This is a genomic window from Vibrio sp. 10N.286.51.C3 (assembly GCF_003050065.1).
Lineage (GTDB): Bacteria > Pseudomonadota > Gammaproteobacteria > Enterobacterales > Vibrionaceae > Vibrio > Vibrio crassostreae.
Window position 1 is genome coordinate 1 of record NZ_PIGC01000033.1, and the last position, 16318, is coordinate 16318.

Below are 16318 nucleotides of genomic sequence, written 5' to 3' on the forward strand. Positions count from 1 at the left end.
TTATCACGAACGATTTTTGCTAGTACTTCCGCCATTTCAGCTTCTTTGACTGAAACGTGGGTCGACAGTTTATCGGTAGTCTGTGTCATGTTCTTTGTCTCAACTCGTCGTTCGTTAGGCGTGCGCAGCAAGCTTTTGTACAAGCTCGTATGCTTTGCCAGAGTTCATCGCATCAATGGCTTGTTGCGCGTTGGCTTTTAGGTCTTCGTGACCAAATAGACGCATCAATAGAGCAACGTTCACCGCTACTGCGCCAACTTGGGCTTCAGTGCCTTTACCCGTCAGGATATCGGTTGTGATGGCTTTGTTCTCTTCTGGCTCGCCGCCCTTGATAGCTTCAAGAGGGTGAGTGTTCAAACCAAAGTCAGCTGGAGTCACTGTGTACTCGTGAATCTCGCCATCTTTAATTTCAGCAACGATGGTCTCGCCATGAATCGCCACTTCATCTAGGCCGCTACCGTGAACAACCGCTGCACGCTTCATGCCCATTTGCAGCATGGTTTCAGCTATAGGGCGCACCAGCTCTTTACTGTAAACACCCATTAGCTCGATGTTAGGGCGAGCAGGGTTAATCAATGGGCCAAGGATGTTGAAGATAGTGCGTGTTTTCATTGTTTGACGAACCGGCATCGCGTGACGTACACCGACGTGATACTGCGGAGCAAATAGGAATGCTACGCCAAGTTCATCAACAGCTGTACGTGTGTCTTCTGCTGTCATCGCTAGGTTGATACCGAATGAATCCAGTAGGTCAGAAGAACCCGATTTGCTCGATACACTGCGGTTACCGTGCTTCGCGACTTTTAAGCCACACGCTGCCGCAACAAATGCAGAAGTCGTCGAGATATTAATGGTGTTGTGGCCGTCGCCACCTGTACCTACGATGTCTGCGAAATCGTAATCTGGGCGTGGGAACGGGTTTGCATTGGCAAGCAGTGCTTTCGCCGCACCAGCGATCTCATCGGGCGTTTCGCCTTTGATTTTTAGTGCAGTCAGCGCAGAAGCCATCAAGATTGGGTCAAGTTCACCCTTGATGATCACATCAAACAATTGTTGGCTTTCTTCTTGAGTAAGAGACTGCTGTTCGTAAAGTTTATTAATCTGTTCCATGATCGTTTCCTATTTTCCAGTCTTTTCGAGACGAAGAGGTTTCTCAAGAGCCCATTCGATAGCGTTCGCAAGAAGCGTTGCACCGTAGGTCGTCATGATTGATTCAGGGTGGAATTGGAATCCACAAACCTTGTCTTGTTCTTGAACCACAGACATCACCAAGTCATCAACTTCAGCTGTCACGGTTAGGCTGTCAGATACATGCGTTGCTACCAAAGAGTGGTAGCGAGCGATAGCCAGTGGAGAAGGTAAGCCTTGGTAAGTCGCATGATTTTGGTGTTCCATCAGCGACACCTTACCATGAATGATTTCGCCAGCGCCTGCAACGGTGCCGCCGTAGGCTTCAACAATCGCTTGGTGGCCTAAGCAAATACCAATCATTGGTACTTTACCTTTTAGCAGCTGAATCAGCTCTGGCATGCAGCCCGCATCAGCTGGAGCGCCGGGGCCTGGTGAAAGCAGTGCAACCGGGTTGTCTAGTTCGTTGATCGCCGCTTCAACAACCTTTGCCGGAATGTTGTTACGGTAAATCTTTACGTTGTGACCTAATGAACGAAACTGGTCTACCAGGTTGTAAGTGAACGAGTCGAAGTTATCGATGAATACAATATCAGCCATGATTACGACTCCTTCTTGTTAGAAATGGTTTTAGTATGTGCAGCTTGAATCGCTGAGATGACTGCTTGTGCTTTGCCGCGAGTTTCATCGGCTTCTGCTTGTGGGTCTGAGTCGAACACCACACCAGCGCCAGCTTGTACTTGTGCCACGCCATCTTCAACGTAAGCAGAGCGAATTACGATACAAGTATCCAGAGTTCCTTCACCGGTTAGATAACCGACTGCACCGCCATAGCTACCACGACGTGTTTTTTCTACGTCACGAATAAGCTGCATTGCGCGGATTTTTGGTGCGCCCGTTAGTGTGCCCATGTTCATACAAGCTTGGTAAGCGTGCAGTGCGTCTAAGTCTTCACGTAGTTGACCAACCACACGAGAAACTAAGTGCATCACATGGCTGTAGCGATCAACCTTCAGCAAGTCTGCCACGTGGCGTGTGCCTGCTTCTGCAATACGTGCAACATCGTTACGCGCTAGGTCTACTAGCATCATGTGCTCGGCGTTTTCTTTCTTGTCGGTACGCAATTCAAGTTCGATACGGCTGTCTAGGTCGAAATCGATTTGGCCATTTGGGCGCTTACCACGACGGCGAGTACCAGCAATTGGGTAGATCTCGATTTGGTTGGTTTCGGTCTCGTACTTAAGCGCACTTTCTGGAGATGCACCAAACAGAGTAAATAGCTCGTCTTGCATGTAGAACATGTAAGGGCTTGGGTTACTTTGTTTCAGTTCTTTATAAGCTGCCAATGGAGCAGGGCAAGGTAGAGTAAAGCGGCGTGAAGGTACCACTTGGAACACATCGCCTTTAACTACGTATTCTTTTAAATCACGAACCGTTTGGCAGAAGTCTTCATCTGAAACGCTTGGTACCGCTTCAACATTGTCTAGCGGCGTTACTTCTGTGATGGCTTTTAGTGACTGACACTGAGTTTGAATATCGGCTAAGCGCTCAGTTAATTGCGCTTTGATGCTTTCATCTTGAGCGAACAAGCTCGCATGAAGTAGGCCTTCGTTCTCTTGGTGGTCGAAACGCAACAGTGTTTCCGCAACGTAGAATACAAAGTCAGGACAATAGTTGGTTGCTTCAGCATCACCGAGTGGTTCAAAGTTTGCCACGATGTCGTAAGCGAATAGGCCCGCCATGAATAACGCGTGTTTATTATCCGCGTCTTGCTCAAAGCTGTGCTGAACTAAACGCAGTGCGTCGAATGAAGAGGCTTCTCTTAAACGTGAGTCTTCATCTAATTCATTGCTTGGCTCGACAAAAGTCAGCGTCAAAACGTTATCAGTCAGGTCAGATTTAATTTCTGCTTTAACGTTTTGAGTAAGGTGTTCAATTAGCGCTTGACCGTTTTCAGTCAATGCTTGAAAGGTTACTTCATGTCCGCGACATACGATGCGAACAGCAGAGTCGATAAGGAGTAGGCTTGTCAGGTTCTGTTTAGATTCAATCTCAGCCGATTCCAACAGCAAACTGTCTGTTTTGTTTTCACACAGAGTATGGAAAACGCTGGTTGGATCTTGCGAGTAAGGAACTGATGAATTGATGACCTCAATGGTTCCCAGCTTTTTGATTTCAATGGCCTTGTTCACAAGACCTCCTTTATGATTCTTTAAATTTCCTGCCGTACATAGTCGCATAAAGATACCTTTCACCCAATCTAGAATGTGGTCAATTCGATGATTTGTTAGTCAGTTGAATGTGAGATGTTCGACAAATTAAAAAGCCCGCTATGAAAGCGGGCTTAGTGATAACTTTTTTATAAACAAACTGTTTAACTAGAAGTACACGTTAGCCCACCAAGAACTTGTCCAAGTGCGCCACCAATTAAGCTCTGAACTTGCTTCTACTGAAGAAAGTTCTAAAACTTTATCTTTATGGTTTTGGTTAAATTCTTGTAACATGGTGAACCTATCAAATGTGATACTTCGTATTTGTGTACTAGTTAACTAGTTTTCCGCTTGCGGGTCAAGTGTGTTGACACAAATATAACGATAAAAATTGAAAACAATGAAAAAGAATATATGAGAATTGATCTACATAGTCATACAACAGCCTCAGATGGCCGACTTACTCCACCTGAGCTAATTGACCGAGCGCTTGGCTTTAACATCGAAGCGCTAGCGATTACAGATCATGATACGACTGATGGGCTTGCTGAGGCACGCAGCTATATTGCTGATAACAACCTTCCGATTCAGTTGATCAACGGCATTGAGATTTCGACTGTTTGGCAAAACAAAGATATCCATATTGTTGGGTTAAACGTTGATCCTGAGTCACCAGAACTCAAAGCGCTCATTGAACAACAGAAGCAACACCGTATTGGGCGTGCTGAGATGATCGCTCACCGTCTTGAGAAAGCGACTCGTGAAGGGGTGCTAGAAGAAGTTAAATTGATTGCGGGTGATGCGCCTATTACTCGCGCTCACTTTGCTAAGTGGTTAGTCGACAACGGCTACGCAAAAACCATGCAGCAGGTGTTTAAAAAGTTTCTTACTCGCAATAACCCAGGTTATGTGCCGCCGACGTGGTGCTCAATGAGTGATGCTGTCACGGCCATTCATGCTGCTGGTGGTCAAGCCGTACTCGCTCACCCCGGGCGATATGGCCTTACAGCCAAGTGGGTTAAGCGCTTGCTAGCTGCATTTGTTGAAGCGAAAGGGGATGCGATGGAAGTCGCTCAACCTCAGCAAGCGCAACAAGAAAGACGCACACTCGCGGATTATGCTATACAATACAAACTATTAGCCTCCCAAGGCAGTGATTTCCATTACCCATCTCCGTGGATGGAACTTGGACGTAATCTCTGGCTACCTTCTGGGGTCGAAGAAGTATGGAAAGATTGGGAGTTTCAAACGGTTTCACCATCTGAATAGTCTTTAGGTGAACCAGCTCCTTCTGATGATAGAGTCGAGAGATTCGATAACGAGGATCAACAATGAGCCAGTTTTTTTATGTACACCCAGATAACCCACAAGCACGCTTAATTACTCAAGCGGTTGCGATTATTCGCAATGGCGGCGTAGTGGTTTATCCAACAGATTCCGGTTATGCGCTGGGCTGTCAGCTTGAAAACAAACAAGCACTTGAACGTATCTGTAAAATTCGTCGTATCGATGACAAGCACAACTTCACGTTGTTATGCCGTGATCTTTCTGAATTATCACTGTATGCACGCGTCGATAACGTGGCTTTCCGTCTACTGAAAGCACACACGCCAGGTGCTTACACGTTTATCTTTAAAGCAACCAAAGAAGTGCCAAAGCGTTTGATGAACGCCAAGCGTAAAACGATTGGTATTCGTGTCCCAGACAACAAGATTGCACTCGACCTGTTGGAAGCGATGGGCGAACCACTGATGTCGACGTCTCTGATTCTTCCGGGTAACGAGACGACTGAGTCGGATCCAGAAGAAATTCGTGACAGCCTAGAGCATGCAGTTGACGTCATTTTGAATGGCGGTTACTTAGGTGAGCAACCGACGACGGTTATTGACTTCAGTGACGATGATGCCGTAGTTCTGCGTCGTGGTGCGGGCGATCCTGCGCCGTTTGAATAATAGCTTTACTGATTAACAGTCTGTAACGATACAGCAAACCTGCCACAGTAAATAACAAGTGCTTTTTGGCAGGTTATTTGCGATAATACGCGACCGCGATTTGGTCGCGAAAAATTCATTCGACGTCTGTGAAGACGACAATTAGGTAGAAAAGAGTAAATGAGCGAAAAATTACAGAAGGTTTTAGCGCGAGCTGGTCACGGTTCTCGTCGTGAACTAGAAGGTTTAATCAAATCTGGTCGTGTAAGTGTTAACGGTCAAGTTGCGAAACTGGGTGAGCGTCTTGAAGACGAGAACTCAGTGATCCGTATCGATGGCCATACTGTTTCAGGCAAGGCTTCTGAAGAAGTGGTTTGTCGTGTACTTGCTTACTACAAACCTGAAGGTGAGCTTTGTACTCGTCACGATCCTGAAGGCCGCCGCACTGTTTTCGATCGTCTACCTAAGATCCGTGGTTCTCGTTGGATTTCAGTTGGTCGTCTTGATGCAAACACATCGGGTCTTTTGCTTTTCACTACTGATGGTGAGCTTGCAAACCGTCTAATGCACCCAAGCCGTCAGGTTGAGCGTGAGTACCTAGTACGTGTATTCGGTGAAGTGACTGAGCAAAAAGTTAAAAACGTTACTCGTGGCGTACAACTAGAAGACGGCATGGCTCGTTTTGAAGATGTGGTTTACGCTGGTGGTGAAGGTATGAACCATACTTTCTACGTAGCGATTAACGAAGGTCGTAACCGTGAGGTTCGTCGTCTTTGGGAATCTCAAGAAACAACAGTAAGCCGCCTGAAACGTGTACGTTACGGTGATATCTACCTTGATAAGAAACTGCCTCGTGGTGGTTGGAAAGAGCTAGATCTTCAAGAAGTTAACTACTTGCGTGAACTTGTTGAGCTTAAGCCAGAGAAAGAGACTTTGTTGGATCTTGATCCTTCAAACACTTCTCGTAAGCGTGAGCGTTCTCGTAGCCAAAAAATTCGTCGTGCTGTTAAGCGTCACGAAGAGCGTGCTAACGCACCAAAAGGCCGCAGTAACCAAACTAAACGCAAGAAGCCTGCAACTCGCGGTACAACAACACCTGATTCAGGTCGTAGCGCTCCAGCTGCAAACAAAGGCAAACCTCAGGCTAACAAAAGTAAGCCTAAACTGAACAACGGTCGTCCGGCTAAACCAGCTAAGCCAAGAACACGTCAGTAATTACGTAAGTTCTTACGCGTAAGCTTCATTAGCTGAAAGCACTGAATACTAAAAAACCTGCTCATTGAGCAGGTTTTTTTACGTCTGAACAAATAGAAGATGCGAGATGCGAGTAATCGAGTATCGAAAACATGCTGCCATAAACGACAGTAAGCGAGCTTTTCGCATCTATAATCTGCTCGTATCTCGTATCTCGTATCTCGTATCTCGTATCTCTTCTACTTATGATTCGAGAAGTTATCGCCTTTCGCCAGTCGGTCGTAAAGCACAACATTCACTGATGCTGCTAGATTCATACAGCCGTTGGTCGGAACGTAAATCGTCTCACGACAGAAGTCTGTGATCTCTTTCTTTAGCGTGCCGTCTTCAGGGCCAAAAATGTAAAACGCGCGTGGTGGGTGCTTGTAATCAGGTAGCGGCTTAGCACCTTCAATCAGATCAACAGCTACAGGTACGCAGCCTACAGGAATAATGTCTTTCAGATCTTCAACACCAATTAGAGGCAACGCTAGGTGCTTCTCTTTGGTGTCGGTATGGAATTTTCGCGCGTGGTCGTAGCGTGTGCCCGTGTAAAACACAGAGTTGGCGCCATAGCAGCCAGCCGCTCGCATTACAGAGCCTACGTTTTCCGGCGTCTTTGGGTTAACTAGGCCAATGCAGGCATAGCCTTTCGATTGTGTGTCCGTTTTTGCTTTGGTCATAATCAGTGAATCTAACGTTGATGATGAAAGTAGGTAGTCATGATGAGAAACAGCGTGATAAAAATAGCCGAGCAATGGGCTCGGCTAACTTTTAACTCGCGTACATGAATACTTGTTTACTCATGCAGATGAGTGTCAATAGCGGTACTAGTCGCGCTTCCACAGCATGTGACAGAACTTATGCTCTGGATCACGGCTGATTAGCATGCGAGCAAATACGTCGTCTAGAACGTCATCAGCTTCATTCACAAGACCAATGCGCACTTCAGCGTAGATCTCTTTGTCGACTTCAAAGCCAACATGTTCAACCCAATCATCGCCAGTTTCAACAAGCTCTGCTGCGCCACGATCTTCAAACTGAGCTGTGAAAAGAATCACGTCTGCAGGTTCTAGGTTGTCAGGTGCCATCTCTAGGAAGATGTCGTATGCAGTGTCAATTGCGTCGTCATAAGACATTAGGTCGTTAGCTTCGGTCATAATAAGTATCTTAGCTTGCGCGGTTCATGTATTTACGTTCAGCAGTGTTTACTACTACTTTGTCGCCAGTCGCGATGTATTCAGGTACTTGAATAGTAAGACCTGTAGAAAGACGAGCAGGCTTAGTACGAGCAGACGCTGATGCACCTTTGATTGAAGGGTCAGTTTCTTCGATAACTAGCTCAACAGATGTTGGTAGCTCAAGCGTTGCAGCGTTGCCGTCGATAAGGATCGCGTACATGCCTTGAGTTTCTTCGTTGATGAACAGCAGTTCGTCTTCGATAGTCTCACCGTTGAAGATGAATTGTGTGTAATCTTCGTTGTCCATGAAGATATACTCGTTGCCATCAACGTAAGAGAACATTACTGCACGCTTAGTTACGTCAATAGTTTCAACAATTTCGTCAGCCTTGTGGCGAACTTCAGTTTTAACGCCAGTTGCTACATCGTTACCACGGAAGCGGTAAATCTTTTGGCCGCCACGGCCGCCTGGTGTTGTTACTTCGATATCTTTAACGATCACTGTTTTGCTTTCTACTGTGATAGCAAAACCTTTTTTAATTTCACTTGCTCTAGGCATTTTGTGTTTGTCCTTAGTGGGTCTATCCGCTGATTATATCTCGGAGATGCTATAAATAGGAATAGCTTGAATCATAAAGTCACCTAGGCGATCATAGAGTTACTGTTAAATCATGATTTTATTTACCGAAACGACCTATGCAGCTACCTGTTATTGACCCAACACAGCCTTTTCAACCTGAATTCCAACCTGTGGTTAACGATCTGATTACCTTTTTAAAAGGTGGGTTAGGATCCAATCTACACAGTGTCTATGTTTATGGCAGTGTGGCACGCAAACAAGCCGTCGTCGGTCGCTCGAATCTAGATGTGGTTGTGGTTACTCATCGTCCTTTCCCAGATCAACGAACCACGTTGCTGAATACTATCAAATGGCGTTTTCAAAAGAGCTTCCCGCAGGTCACACAAGTGGCGATAAAAACCACCTTAGTGAGTGAAATAGTTGATTTCGACAACATATTCACGTGGGGCTTTATGCTCAAGCATTTAGCTGTGTGCGTGCATGGTGAAGATTTATCGGATTGTTATGGTGATTTTGAAACAAGTTGGGAAATCGCTAAGCATTGGAATATGGATGCGGAAAACTGGTTAGCGGTATATCGCAATAAGATCGCCCGAGCAACAACGTCAGAACAACAAGTAGGCGCGCAGATGATTATTGCCAAGAAGCTTCTGCGAGCCAGTTACTCTTTGGTGATGTATCGTGACAAATATTGGTTCGATGACCCAACAGAGTGTGGTCAACAGTTCTTGAAATATCATCCAGAGAAAGAAGTCGAAATCCAAAGGTTAGGCATTTTACTTTCTGGTAGGCCGATTCCTAAACGTTCGGTGATAGGGATTCTTGATGGCTTTGGTGAGTGGCTGGTTAAGCAGTATCAGAAAACTGAGTTTCGAATCGGGTAGAGATTCGTAACCTCCCAATGAATACTAAAAAGCAGAGCGGGCTGAGTAACACAGCACTTCTCTGCTTTTTTCGTTTTTATGTGTGGCTCGAGTTTTAATAGATATCTCGAGTCTAATGTCGCCTCGAAAAGAGGGCTAAATCTAGAACAGGCCTAACTGCTGTCCGCTGACTCGTTCAAAATCTAAACCGATGAAGGGCAAGATAGCCTCTGCGACCGGTTTGATTTGTTTGTCTATGTAATGCTGATAATCGATACCACTCTTCAAGTACTCCTTTGGCTCAGGGCCACTCAGAGTAATCAAATATTCAATACGCCCTTTGTTTTGGTATTGCAGCGGGCGACCTAGCTTGGCATTTATCTCATCGGCCATACGAGCTGCGCGAACCTGTGGCGGAATGTTTTTTTGATACTCGTGTAGTTTGCGGCGCAAACGCTTTTGGTACACCAGTAAATCATCGTGTTTACCAGCAGCGGTTTCATCGACAAACTGTCTGACATAGTCCGTTGGATCTTGGTCGTGAAACACCATCTCATACAGGGTTTGTTGGAATTGCTGCGCGAGAGGTGTCCAATCGGTTCGCGCACTTTCAAGCCCTTTAAAGATGATCTTCTCTTGGTCGCCTTGATTGATCAAGCCTGCATAGCGTTTCTTCGAGCCGGTTTCTGAACCTCTAATGGTTGGCATTAGAAACTTGCGATAGTGAGTTTCGTATTCCAGTTCGAGTATTGAGGTTAGGTTGTAGGTTTCTTTTAAGTGATTCGTCCACCAATCGTTGATGTAAGCGACCAGTGCGTTCCCGATCTCGTCTGCTTTTTGTTGATCGTAACAGCCGTTTAGCGATACGAAGGTTGAATCGGTATCTCCGTAAATTACTTGATAACCTTTATCCTCGATTAGAACCTTGGTTTGCTTCATGATCTCGTGCCCACGCATAGTGATCGACGAGGCCAAACGGGTATCGAAGAAGCGGCAGCCAGAAGAGCCAAGCACACCATAGAAGGAGTTCATGATGATCTTAATCGCTTGAGAGAATGCTTTTTCGTTGTTCTTCTTTGCAACGTCACGTGCTGCCCACAGGTTTTCGATCATCTCTGGTAGAAAATGCTTACAGCGGTGGAACTGACCGCCACGAAACCCAGCCACCGCTTGGTCTTCTTCAGAGCCTAACTCTAACTTTAGTCCTTCTATCAGCCCCATCGGGTCAATCAAGAAAGATCGAATGATCGATGGATACAGGCTTTTAAAGTCGAGTACCAACACCGAGTCATAAAGGTTGGGAATCGAATCCATCACATAGCCACCGGGGCTAGCGATCCAGTTCTCGGGCTCTAAATTAGGCGCGACGTAACCCGCTCGGTGTATCTGAGGCATGTATAAGTTAGTAAAAGCAGCTACAGAGCCGCCAACGCGATCCAGCTCGACACCGGTTAATCGAGAGCGCTCAATCGCGAAGTCGAGTAGGTGAGTGTGTTCGAAGATGCGATTTACTAGCACGCAGTCTTGAAGGTTGTACTTGGCGAGCAAAGGCTTATCGAACTTAAACATCCGGTTTATCTCATCCATGCGGTCGTGAACGTTATGGATGTCTTTGCCTTCGCCGAGTAGCTCTTGAGATACCGATTCAAGAGACCAAGAGCGGAAGTGGTAGGTCGCTGTCTTGAGCATGTCGATGCCATCCAGCACAACGCGGCCTGGGATCGTGATAAAGCCTTGCTGGTTTTGTGCAGAACTACGGAAAAAGCTTGGTTGATTGTCTCTACCGATGCTGAGCTTCACTTCGTTCCATTCTGAACGTTTGTGCAGCAGCCTAAAATCGAAATCAATGACATTCCAACCGATGATGATGTCGGGATCAAATTCAGAAAACCATCTAATCATCGCCTCGAGTAGAGCTTTCTCATTAGGAACCCATTGGACGTTTGTGTCAGCCTTTTGTGGTTCGCCGACCATGATGACTCGGCTGTCCATCGGGCTGTCTAAGCCAATAGAATAAAGCACGCCTTTTTCTGAGCATTCAATATCAAGTGAAACCACAGATAAACTGGGTAAGTAATCGCCCGCTCTGCATTTTGCATTGGAAACTCTAAGATGCTGACTTTTTTTCACGGCAGTCCCAGTGAACTCAATGCTGCCTTTGATAAAGCGTTCCATCAGATATCGATCGGCGAGTCGAATATCGCTTTCAAAGGTCTGAATCTCTTCGCTGTGAAAGGCTTGTGCTAAACCAAAGCTACTTCTCGCCAGTGATGTATAACATGCGGCGAGAGGGGTTTGATCGAATGTGGCGAGTTCTAGGGACTTGAATTGGCAATCAATCGACTCTTTCGCTGCGATTGCCTGACATTCTTCAACATCAGATTGAGCGACGAAAAATACAGGTTTTTCATTTTGAATCGTCAGCAGAGTTGGGCCTTGAGGGGAGCTTAACCACAAGTCAATTTGGGTACGCCCTGAAAAGTCTCTCGCTTGTCTTGTGAGTACAAAGCCTTGCTGAATATCCAATGTAGTAACCTATTGAAATGGGGAATCGAATACTACCATCTAGCGGCTCTCTGCGCACAACAGGCAACCAAAATACTAACTAAATTCTAGTTAACAGAGGCAAATAACGGGACTCCATAAGCAAATAAGTGAAATTGTCGTGAATGGCTATTCAATGGTATTGAAAATATCTTTATCTTGTGTAATTTTATTGGGTGTTGTTTTAACTGGTTGATTTTTAGAAAAAGCTTGTTGTTTTAGTTAGCTTATTTGTTAATAAGTACTTGCTAAAGTTCGTGTTTCAGCACATATTCAACAGAGCTTTTTTTTAGTAATTAAGTTAAGATGTACTCAATGCTGCGATCCACTGTTCCTTTGTTCAATTGTTTCAAACAGATGAAATGACACAGTGGTTGCAGAGCCAATTAATAGTGTGGAGATACAAGTTTGATAAATGTTTTCCTTGTAGATGATCACGAGCTGGTTCGCACAGGGATACGACGTATTATTGAAGACGTCCGTGGAATGAACGTAGCAGGGGAAGCTGAAAGCGGTGAAGATGCTGCAAAATGGTGTCGTAGTAATAATACTGACGTTATTTTGATGGATATGAATATGCCTGGTATTGGTGGCTTAGAAGCAACCAAGAAAATCTTGCGTTTCAACCCTGATGTTAAAATCATCGTTTTAACTGTTCATACGGAAAATCCGTTTCCAACTAAAGTGATGCAAGCTGGAGCTGCTGGTTACCTTACTAAAGGGGCAGGTCCGGATGAAATGGTAAATGCAATTCGAGTGGTTAACAGTGGCCAACGATACATTTCACCAGAAATTGCGCAGCAGATGGCTTTGAGCCAATTCTCTCCTGCGTCTGAAAATCCATTCGCAGACTTATCTGAACGTGAACTTCAAATCATGATGATGATTACCAAAGGTCAGAAAGTGACGGATATTTCAGAACAACTCAATCTAAGTCCTAAAACAGTCAACAGTTACCGCTACCGTTTGTTCAGCAAGCTGGATATCAGTGGCGATGTAGAGCTGACGCATTTAGCGATTAGACATGGAATGTTAGACACTGAGACCCTTTAACACTGAGATCGTATAGTGACCAACTTGTTTGACTCAGTCTCATTCCTCAAGACAGTAACAGAGCAGCCCGGCGTTTATCGAATGTATAACGCTGAGGCTGTCGTTATCTACGTCGGTAAAGCTAAGAACCTCAAAAAACGCCTTTCTAGTTATTTTCGTAAAAAAGTCGACAGTGAAAAAACACGCGCTCTAGTCAGCAATATTGACAAGATCGATGTCACTGTAACGCACACGGAAACCGAAGCTCTTATTCTTGAGCATAACTACATCAAGCAGTACCTACCTAAATACAACGTACTTCTGCGTGATGATAAGTCGTACCCTTATATTTTTATTAGCGGTCACAAGCATCCTCGTTTGTCGATGCACCGTGGTGCTAAAAAGAAAAAGGGTGAATATTTTGGTCCTTATCCTGATTCCGGCGCTGTGCGTGAGACGCTGCACCTAATACAAAAAATCTTTCCTGCCCGCCAGTGTGAAGATACGGTTTATGCCAACAGAACACGTCCATGTTTGATGTATCAGATTGGCCGTTGTGCTGCGCCATGTGTCAGCTCGATTATCTCTGACGAAGAGTACAGCGAGCTTATCGACTATGTTCGTCTGTTCCTGCAAGGAAAGGATAAATTAGTCCTTGAGACGCTCATCGAAAAGATGGACACAGCAAGCCGAGAGCTTCGCTTTGAGCAAGCTGCCGCTTTCCGTGATCAAATCCAAGCGATTCGACGCGTGCAAGAACAACAGTATGTATCTGACGATTCAATGGAAGATATGGACGTGTTGGGCTTTGCTCAAGAGAATGGCGTAGCGTGTATTCATATCTTGATGATTCGCCAAGGCAAGGTTTTAGGCAGTAGAAGCCATTTCCCTAAAATTCCAAACAATACGGTGCGAGAAGAGGTCTTTTCGAGTTTTCTAAGCCAATACTATCTTGCGCATAATGAAGCGAGAACCATCCCAACTCGTCTGATTCTCAATGCCGATTTGATGGAAGATGTGACACCGATTCAAGAAGCTTTGTGTGAAGTTGCGGGTCGTAAGATCCACTTCAATACCAACCCTTCAGGGACTCGAGGTCGTTACCTTAAGTTGTCGAACACCAATGCATTGACGGCTATTACTACCAAGATTAATCACAAGATGACGATTAATCAGCGCTTCAAAGAGCTTCAAGAAGTGCTGTCGATGGATGCTATCAAGCGAATGGAATGTTTCGATATCAGTCATACCATGGGTGAAAGTACGATAGCTTCTTGTGTGGTATTTAATCAAGAAGGCCCGGTTAAACCGGAGTACCGTCGTTACAACATCACCGGCATTACCGGTGGTGATGACTACGCTGCGATGGCTCAGGCGCTTGAGAGGCGTTATTCGAAGCAACTCGATGTCGACAAGATCCCAGACATTATCTTTATCGATGGTGGCAAAGGTCAACTAAACCGCGCTCATGAGATCATTTCTCAATATTGGGGGGATTGGCCGTTTAGACCAAGAATGATGGGTATTGCGAAAGGCGTGACTCGTAAACCTGGTTTAGAGACTCTAGTGACCCTAGAAGGGGAAGAGTTCAATTTACCCAGTGATGCGCCAGCACTACACCTTATCCAGCACATCCGTGATGAAAGCCATAATCATGCGATTGCAGGGCATAGAGCTAAACGTGGCAAAACACGTAGAACCAGTGCTTTGGAAGGAATTGAAGGGGTAGGGCCTAAACGTCGTCAAGCGTTGCTGAAATATATGGGTGGCTTACAAGAACTTAAGCGTGCAACTGTCGAAGAAATAGCCAAAGTGCCGGGCATTAGTCATTCTTTGGCAGAAAACATTTATCAAGCATTGAAACAATAGTAAAAATCCCGCACCATTAAAGCGCAATTAATAAGAGCCCAATAATATGCGTTTGAATATACCTAACATTTTGTCCTTACTGAGACTATTTTTGATCCCAGTATTCGTTGTCGTTTTTTATCTACCTTATCAATGGGCTCCTTTTGCTGCTGCGATGGTGTTTTGGGTGGCAGGCTTTACTGATTGGCTAGATGGTATGCTGGCTCGCAAGTTAGGGCAAACGTCTCGTTTTGGCGCATTCATTGACCCAGTGGCTGACAAAGTGTTGGTTGCTACGGCACTTATCCTGATTACTGAGCATTACCACTCAATCTGGGTGACGATTCCAGCGGTGACCATGATTGCTCGTGAGATCATCATTTCAGCACTTCGTGAATGGATGGCTGAAATCGGTAAACGTGCAAGTGTTGCGGTATCTTGGGTTGGTAAAGTCAAAACCGTTTCTCAGATGTTCGCCCTTTGGGTGCTTATCTGGCGCTATGACGACTGGATGGTTTGGGTAGGATACATTGCACTCTATGTCGCAACCGTTCTTACTTACTGGTCAATGGCGCAATACTTGATGGCCGCTAAAGACGATTTGTTAGACGAAAAACATCATTGATGAAGAAGCGAGCTGAGGCTCGCTTTTTTGATCTTTAACCTAAGGTTAAGCCATCAATAGCGGATATCTAATGTGATATAGATCTCCTTTGAATAACCCGCTCACAGTGTGTTTTGAACATAAAGTCAGCTATTTGGCCTGTTTCGTATGAAATCTATTCAAACGAATTAAAAATACAAAAATAATATTGACTCAATCGTCTGAATCCGTAGAATGCATCCCGTACCCAAGAGGATGGCAATAAGCGATTCGATTGGAGTTACTAAGGCGCCTTGGCAGAGTGGCTATGCAGCGGATTGCAAATCCGTGGACCTCGGTTCGACTCCGGGAGGCGCCTCCATTCTCTCTTTCTTCTAGAAAGAATATGAATGAAAATGCGATACTAGCTCAGTTGGTAGAGCGCAACCTTGCCAAGGTTGAGGTCATCGGTTCGAACCCGATGTATCGCTCCAAATTTTGTAATGTTGATTGGCATCAGCATTAAGATGGTGTTTTACTTTTCAGTAATCGGCATCGCAATAAAGAATTGCGTGCCCTGGTGGTGGAATTGGTAGACACAAGGGATTTAAAATCCCTCGGCGTTCGCGCTGTGCCGGTTCAAGTCCGGCCCGGGGCACCATCTATTAAAGTCTTTATCTTGATAAAGCAAATGCGATACTAGCTCAGTTGGTAGAGCGCAACCTTGCCAAGGTTGAGGTCATCGGTTCGAACCCGATGTATCGCTCCAAATTAAAAAGCCCGAACAGAAATGTTCGGGCTTTTTGGTTTCTGGCGTTCAGCGTTTCCATATCTGTACTTTTGTTGTTTGAATCCATACTCAAAATTCACTTCTATTTTTATTTCAAAATTTCGCAATTAAGTTCGTTTAGAACAGTTAGTTTTTAAAAGCGAGATCCCCTATGAACTCGTTCCTCGTACCAGGGAATGATGTAAAGGCGGCACAGCCTCAAGCCATCACTAACACCGCCTATATACCTGTGTCGTCATCCTCAGGCATGAGGAACGAATGAACCGGAGATCTCTTTCTTAAGCGATATTGCTGACGATATTTTCAGCAATTGCTTAGCCACCACTGCTATTTATCAGGCTATTATTAAAAACTATTGATCGTTCATTTCACTTTATGTTACTTTCCTGCGCAAT

Annotated in this window: 15 protein-coding genes, 4 tRNA genes and 1 other annotated feature; of the genes, 11 read left to right on the forward strand and 8 right to left on the reverse strand. The window is 45.2% G+C overall.

The features are described from left to right. Nucleotides 1–114: 114 nt before the first annotated feature. The 4 genes from trpD to CWO27_RS22930 form a co-directional block, all read right to left on the reverse strand. Entirely contained in the window at nucleotides 115–1110 is a 996-nt protein-coding gene (trpD, locus tag CWO27_RS22915) for an anthranilate phosphoribosyltransferase (protein ID WP_107899568.1), read from the reverse strand. 9 nt (nucleotides 1111–1119) lie between these two features. Beyond that, nucleotides 1120–1728: an aminodeoxychorismate/anthranilate synthase component II gene (locus CWO27_RS22920; protein WP_048659603.1), complete on the reverse strand. Its 609-nt coding sequence runs from the start codon at nucleotides 1726–1728 to the stop codon at nucleotides 1120–1122. A 2-nt stretch (nucleotides 1729–1730) separates the two neighbouring features. Next, entirely contained in the window at nucleotides 1731–3320 is a 1590-nt protein-coding gene (locus CWO27_RS22925; protein ID WP_107899569.1) for an anthranilate synthase component 1, read from the reverse strand. Nucleotides 3321–3445: 125 nt separating this feature from the next. Continuing rightward, nucleotides 3446–3560 (reverse strand) — a sequence feature (Trp leader region). Continuing rightward, nucleotides 3507–3632, reverse strand: a complete 126-nt coding sequence (locus CWO27_RS22930) for a trp operon leader peptide (protein WP_009848753.1) — start codon at nucleotides 3630–3632, stop codon at nucleotides 3507–3509. Its footprint overlaps the feature before it by 54 nt. A gap of 120 nt (nucleotides 3633–3752) precedes the next feature. Here CWO27_RS22930 and rnm point away from each other — a divergent pair, with 120 nt between their 5' ends. From rnm to rluB, 3 genes are all read left to right on the forward strand, one after another. Further along, nucleotides 3753–4607, forward strand: a complete 855-nt coding sequence (gene rnm, locus CWO27_RS22935) for an RNase RNM (protein ID WP_017061496.1) — start codon at nucleotides 3753–3755, stop codon at nucleotides 4605–4607. A 62-nt stretch (nucleotides 4608–4669) separates the two neighbouring features. Next, a complete protein-coding gene (locus tag CWO27_RS22940; protein ID WP_009848751.1) occupies nucleotides 4670–5290 on the forward strand; it encodes an L-threonylcarbamoyladenylate synthase in 621 nt (206 codons plus the stop codon). Nucleotides 5291–5449: 159 nt separating this feature from the next. Further along, on the forward strand, nucleotides 5450–6484 hold the full coding sequence (rluB, locus tag CWO27_RS22945; protein ID WP_017055112.1) for a 23S rRNA pseudouridine(2605) synthase RluB: 1035 nt from the start codon (nucleotides 5450–5452) through the stop codon (nucleotides 6482–6484). Between the two features lie 218 nt (nucleotides 6485–6702). Here rluB and CWO27_RS22950 read toward each other — a convergent pair whose 3' ends face one another. The 3 genes from CWO27_RS22950 to efpL all read right to left on the reverse strand — a co-directional run bounded on the left by CWO27_RS22950 (nucleotide 6703) and on the right by efpL (nucleotide 8242). Next, complete coding sequence (locus CWO27_RS22950; RefSeq protein WP_017629620.1) at nucleotides 6703–7185, reverse strand: RNA methyltransferase; 483 nt, start codon at nucleotides 7183–7185, stop codon at nucleotides 6703–6705. Nucleotides 7186–7332: 147 nt separating this feature from the next. Then, on the reverse strand, nucleotides 7333–7662 hold the full coding sequence (locus CWO27_RS22955) for an HI1450 family dsDNA-mimic protein (RefSeq protein WP_004741258.1): 330 nt from the start codon (nucleotides 7660–7662) through the stop codon (nucleotides 7333–7335). Nucleotides 7663–7672: 10 nt separating this feature from the next. Continuing rightward, nucleotides 7673–8242 (reverse strand): elongation factor P-like protein EfpL, encoded by a 570-nt coding sequence (gene efpL / locus CWO27_RS22960; protein WP_017055115.1) that lies wholly within the window; start codon nucleotides 8240–8242, stop codon nucleotides 7673–7675. A gap of 137 nt (nucleotides 8243–8379) precedes the next feature. On the opposite strand from efpL, the gene CWO27_RS22965 reads away from it, so the two are divergent. Further along, a complete protein-coding gene (locus CWO27_RS22965) occupies nucleotides 8380–9147 on the forward strand; it encodes a nucleotidyltransferase (protein ID WP_107899570.1) in 768 nt (255 codons plus the stop codon). Between the two features lie 141 nt (nucleotides 9148–9288). On the opposite strand, the gene CWO27_RS22970 is transcribed toward CWO27_RS22965, so the two are convergent. Then, complete coding sequence (locus CWO27_RS22970; protein ID WP_107899571.1) at nucleotides 9289–11652, reverse strand: DNA polymerase II; 2364 nt, start codon at nucleotides 11650–11652, stop codon at nucleotides 9289–9291. A 426-nt stretch (nucleotides 11653–12078) separates the two neighbouring features. On the opposite strand from CWO27_RS22970, the gene uvrY reads away from it, so the two are divergent. From uvrY to CWO27_RS23005, 7 genes are all read left to right on the forward strand, one after another. Further along, nucleotides 12079–12723 (forward strand): UvrY/SirA/GacA family response regulator transcription factor, encoded by a 645-nt coding sequence (gene uvrY / locus CWO27_RS22975; RefSeq protein WP_017078219.1) that lies wholly within the window; start codon nucleotides 12079–12081, stop codon nucleotides 12721–12723. A gap of 15 nt (nucleotides 12724–12738) precedes the next feature. Beyond that, nucleotides 12739–14571 carry an excinuclease ABC subunit UvrC gene (gene uvrC, locus CWO27_RS22980; RefSeq protein ID WP_102432892.1) on the forward strand — a complete coding sequence of 611 codons (1833 nt, stop codon included), beginning with the start codon at nucleotides 12739–12741 and terminating at the stop codon, nucleotides 14569–14571. A 46-nt stretch (nucleotides 14572–14617) separates the two neighbouring features. Further along, nucleotides 14618–15175: a CDP-diacylglycerol--glycerol-3-phosphate 3-phosphatidyltransferase gene (gene pgsA / locus CWO27_RS22985; protein ID WP_048659595.1), complete on the forward strand. Its 558-nt coding sequence runs from the start codon at nucleotides 14618–14620 to the stop codon at nucleotides 15173–15175. A gap of 266 nt (nucleotides 15176–15441) precedes the next feature. Beyond that, nucleotides 15442–15515: transfer RNA gene (locus tag CWO27_RS22990), tRNA-Cys, on the forward strand. A 36-nt stretch (nucleotides 15516–15551) separates the two neighbouring features. Continuing rightward, nucleotides 15552–15627 (forward strand) — tRNA-Gly (locus tag CWO27_RS22995). Between the two features lie 80 nt (nucleotides 15628–15707). Beyond that, nucleotides 15708–15794 (forward strand) — tRNA-Leu (locus CWO27_RS23000). A gap of 32 nt (nucleotides 15795–15826) precedes the next feature. Continuing rightward, a tRNA-Gly gene (locus tag CWO27_RS23005) sits at nucleotides 15827–15902 on the forward strand. The last annotated feature ends 416 nt before the right edge of the window (nucleotides 15903–16318 follow it).

Bases quoted from the DNA above. Each gene is read 5' to 3' on its own strand.
- pgsA (WP_048659595.1), top strand. From the start codon at position 14,618: ATGCGTTTGAATATACCTAACATTTTGTCCTTACTGAGACTATTTTTG.
- rluB (WP_017055112.1), top strand. From the start codon at position 5,450: ATGAGCGAAAAATTACAGAAGGTTTTAGCGCGAGCTGGTCACGGTTCT.
- trpD (WP_107899568.1), bottom strand. From the start codon at position 1,110: ATGGAACAGATTAATAAACTTTACGAACAGCAGTCTCTTACTCAAGAA.
- CWO27_RS22955 (WP_004741258.1), bottom strand. From the start codon at position 7,662: ATGACCGAAGCTAACGACCTAATGTCTTATGACGACGCAATTGACACT.
- CWO27_RS22930 (WP_009848753.1), bottom strand. From the start codon at position 3,632: ATGTTACAAGAATTTAACCAAAACCATAAAGATAAAGTTTTAGAACTT.
- CWO27_RS22950 (WP_017629620.1), bottom strand. From the start codon at position 7,185: ATGACCAAAGCAAAAACGGACACACAATCGAAAGGCTATGCCTGCATT.
- rnm (WP_017061496.1), top strand. From the start codon at position 3,753: ATGAGAATTGATCTACATAGTCATACAACAGCCTCAGATGGCCGACTT.
- CWO27_RS22940 (WP_009848751.1), top strand. From the start codon at position 4,670: ATGAGCCAGTTTTTTTATGTACACCCAGATAACCCACAAGCACGCTTA.
- CWO27_RS22965 (WP_107899570.1), top strand. From the start codon at position 8,380: ATGCAGCTACCTGTTATTGACCCAACACAGCCTTTTCAACCTGAATTC.
- CWO27_RS22920 (WP_048659603.1), bottom strand. From the start codon at position 1,728: ATGGCTGATATTGTATTCATCGATAACTTCGACTCGTTCACTTACAAC.
- efpL (WP_017055115.1), bottom strand. From the start codon at position 8,242: ATGCCTAGAGCAAGTGAAATTAAAAAAGGTTTTGCTATCACAGTAGAA.